The sequence below is a fragment of the Streptomyces altiplanensis genome (assembly GCF_053591575.1).
Genome location: NZ_JBSFUB010000210.1, coordinates 1 through 2,997 on the forward strand (window position 1 = coordinate 1; position 2,997 = coordinate 2,997).

Consider the following 2,997-nt stretch of genomic DNA (forward strand, 5'->3'; position numbering starts at 1 on the left):
TGTAGAGCCTGCCGGAGTCCCCCGCTTCGAGCGCCGCCGGGCGCTCGTTGCTCGCCGCGACGACGAGAAGCGGGTCGAGCTCCCCTGTCTCGTTGGCACGCCGTGGACACGGCAGGCCTCCGTCCTCCTGCCGCGCGCTTCCCCGCCGGATGAAGTACCTGTTCCTGATCCGCGCACGACATGCCGGCAGGTAGCGTGCCGGCCTCTGCCCGGCTCAGGATTCGAACGAGGTAGGAACCCGGTGGTGGGCCAGGGGCAGGGCCGGCGGAGTTCAGCTGGTCGCCCCTGGAGGGGCACGGCGCTCGACCGCTTCACGACGCTGACCGGCCTTTCGGTGTTCTGCTCTCCGCTCAAGGGCCCCCTACTCGCTCGTATGGGCGTCCCCCAGTCGCAGGGCGGCGCGGACTGCGGTGGGTTGGAGAGGCACACGTTCCCTGAACCTTGGAGGTCTTCATGCGTTGCGCCCGTATTCTCACCACTGCCGTGCTGCTCTCGGGACTGGCCGTGGGTGGCGCCGGTCAGGCCCTGGCCGACGACGATCCCTACGGCCTGAACAGCACCAGCATCGGCATCCTGGACCAGAGCCCTACTGGCCTCCCCATCCCGGCGTACGCCTGCGACGCCGTCGTCGACCTCGAAGCGCTGGCCAACACGGGTTCCGGCAGCATCTGCCCCAAGCGCTGAGCCTGTTTGTGAGCGTTCATGACATAACAGCTCGCAGCGATCCGAAGTCTTCCCAGCTCAGAACTCGACTACGCCAACGAGATCGAGGAGCGTTACCTCGATCCCGACAATGAGGCGGAAGCGAGGAAGGCGCTGACAGCCGCGTACCGGCTGATGCGTGAGGACGCCGACGGCCTCACCGCGGAATTCGCTCGACGCCGTGACACGGACCGCGCCGCGGAAGCGGGGGCCCTCGCCGCTCTCCCACAGGTCACCATCACCGGTATCCACCCAGGCGACGCCACCGAATCCGGGTTCGCCCGCCGGACCGGTATCGACCGCATGCCCATCCGGAAACGGCTCGGGAAGCAACCGCCCCTTCCGTACGCCGGCGGGGCCCTACCTGTATCGACAGGCACGGTCCCGCCGGCGTACTCGTGCCAACACCCCCGACCTGAGCTTGTCATTTATAGTCCGACGTCGAACGCGGATCGAACTTGGTCAGCGCTTTCGCAGTTCAGCGGACAGGAGGGCGGCCTCCGTCTGATCCTGTGCTCCGTCACAGAGTGGATCAGCGCGAAGGCCGTGACCGTGAGCTTGGTGCACCAGGGCGTCCTGCGGGATGCGTTCGCGGAAGTGTCACACTTCCGCTCGGAGCTGTACGCGTGTCTGACCGCACGTGGCGACGCGTTGTTCGAGCTGTGCGACGCGTTGCTGTGCACGGACGGGCCGGTGCGGACGCTGGTCGATCTCGCGCTCGCGCCCGAACACCGCCGTGGGCACGGAGCTCTGTACGGCGGACTCAACCAGGGCCGGATCGACGTCGCCCGGCTGCGGCGGGCCCTAATTGGGGTGCCGCTGCCCAGGGCGGCGGACGGCCGGCTCGTGCTGGCGGTGGATGTCTCGCCGTGGCTCCGGCCGGACGCCAACACCAGTGCCGACCGGGCCTTTTGCCACACGTTCGGCCGGGGTGAGGGCAAGCATCAGATGGTGCCCGGCTGGCCTTACTCGGTGGTGGCCGCGCTGGAGACCGGCCGCACGTCCTGGACGGCGGTGCTGGACGCGGTCCGCCTGGAGCCTGGCGCCGACGTCGCCGCGGTGACCACCGCGCAAATCCGTGAGGTCATCGAGCGGTTGGTCGCCGCCGGCCAGTGGAAGCAGGGCGACCCCAACGTCCTGGTCGTGCTGGACGCCGGATACGACGCGCCCCGCATCGCTCACCTGCTGGGCGACCTGCCCGTCGAGATCCTGGGCCGACTGCGGTCGGACCGGGTGATGCGCCGGCCGACGCCCTGAGGTTCCCCCGAGATGCGGGATGAGGTGACAGCAGGTCAGATGGGACTCATGAGAGGAGCCCAGACGATGCCTGCCCCGAGGAAGTACCCGCTGGAGTTGCGTGAGCGTGCGGTGCGGATGTACCGCGCTTCCGAGCCGAAGCCCGTGATCCGCCGAATGGCCGAGGAACTCGGTGTCCATCACGAGGCCCTGCGCGGCTGGATCCGCCAGGCCGAGGCCGACGCCGGCGAACGCAACGATCTGCTGACCAGCGACGAACGCGCCGAGCTGGCCGCGCTGCGCAAGGAGAACACCCAGCTCAAGCGGTCGAACGAGATCCTGCGGACGGCCTCGGCTTTTTTCGCGGCACAGCTCGACCCGACCCGGTCCAGGTGACGGCGCTCTTCGACGAGCACCCTCACCTGGAGGTCGAGCCCACCCTCCGGGAACTGCACATCCCTTCCTCCACCTACTACCGCTGGTGCCAGGCGAAGAAGGAGCCGTGCGAACGGCGCCGCCAGGACACCGAGCTGACCGGACAGATCCAGCAGATCCACACCGACTCCGGCGGCATCTACGGCTCACCCCGCGTGCATGCCGTCCTGAAGCGCGAAGGCGTCCACGTCGGCCGCAAGCGAGTCGAACGGCTCATGCGCGAAGCCGGCCTCGCCGGAATCAGCCCTCGCCGGACGGGCAAGGGTTTCACCCGCCGCGACCGGAACGCCGAACTCGCCCCCGACCTCGTGCAACGCGACTTCACCGCTGACAGACCAAACCGGCTGTGGGTCACCGACCTCACCATGATCCCGACCCTCGAGGGACCCTTGTGCCTGTCGGCGATCAGAGACGCGTTCTCCCGCCGGGTGGTGGCCTGGGAGACCTCCGCCCACGCGGACGCCGACCTCGTACTGACCACCCTCGAGTACGCCCTGGCGTCCCGCGAGGTCGAACCCGGGCAGTTGATCCATCACGCGGACCACGGCTGTCAGGGCGGATTCAATCGGTCGTCGCAACACCTCATGATCAGCGAGGTGTGTGATGGTTCGTCGTCAGCAGGCA

Annotated in this window: 4 protein-coding genes and 1 pseudogene; 4 read left to right on the forward strand and 1 reads right to left on the reverse strand. The window is 68.4% G+C overall.

Features of this window, described 5'->3' with window-relative positions:
• Positions 1-453: 453 nt before the first annotated feature.
• Positions 454-684, forward strand: coding sequence for a hypothetical protein (locus ACWD0Y_RS36465; RefSeq protein WP_450264546.1), 231 nt, complete (start codon positions 454-456; stop codon positions 682-684).
• 57 nt (positions 685-741) lie between these two features.
• Here the strand turns inward: ACWD0Y_RS36465 and ACWD0Y_RS36470 are convergent, their stop codons facing one another.
• Complete coding sequence (locus tag ACWD0Y_RS36470) at positions 742-1,035, reverse strand: hypothetical protein (protein WP_450264547.1); 294 nt, start codon at positions 1,033-1,035, stop codon at positions 742-744.
• A 219-nt stretch (positions 1,036-1,254) separates the two neighbouring features.
• On the opposite strand from ACWD0Y_RS36470, the pseudogene ACWD0Y_RS36475 reads away from it, so the two are divergent.
• The 3 genes and pseudogenes from ACWD0Y_RS36475 to ACWD0Y_RS36485 form a co-directional block, all read left to right on the forward strand.
• Positions 1,255-1,956, forward strand: a pseudogene (locus ACWD0Y_RS36475) (transposase); the annotation flags it as partial.
• A gap of 69 nt (positions 1,957-2,025) precedes the next feature.
• A complete protein-coding gene (locus ACWD0Y_RS36480; RefSeq protein WP_450264548.1) occupies positions 2,026-2,334 on the forward strand; it encodes a transposase in 309 nt (102 codons plus the stop codon).
• Positions 2,331-2,997 (forward strand): IS3 family transposase (locus ACWD0Y_RS36485; protein ID WP_450264549.1); only part of this gene is annotated, 667 nt, incomplete at its 3' end. The genes ACWD0Y_RS36480 and ACWD0Y_RS36485, both read left to right, overlap by 4 nt.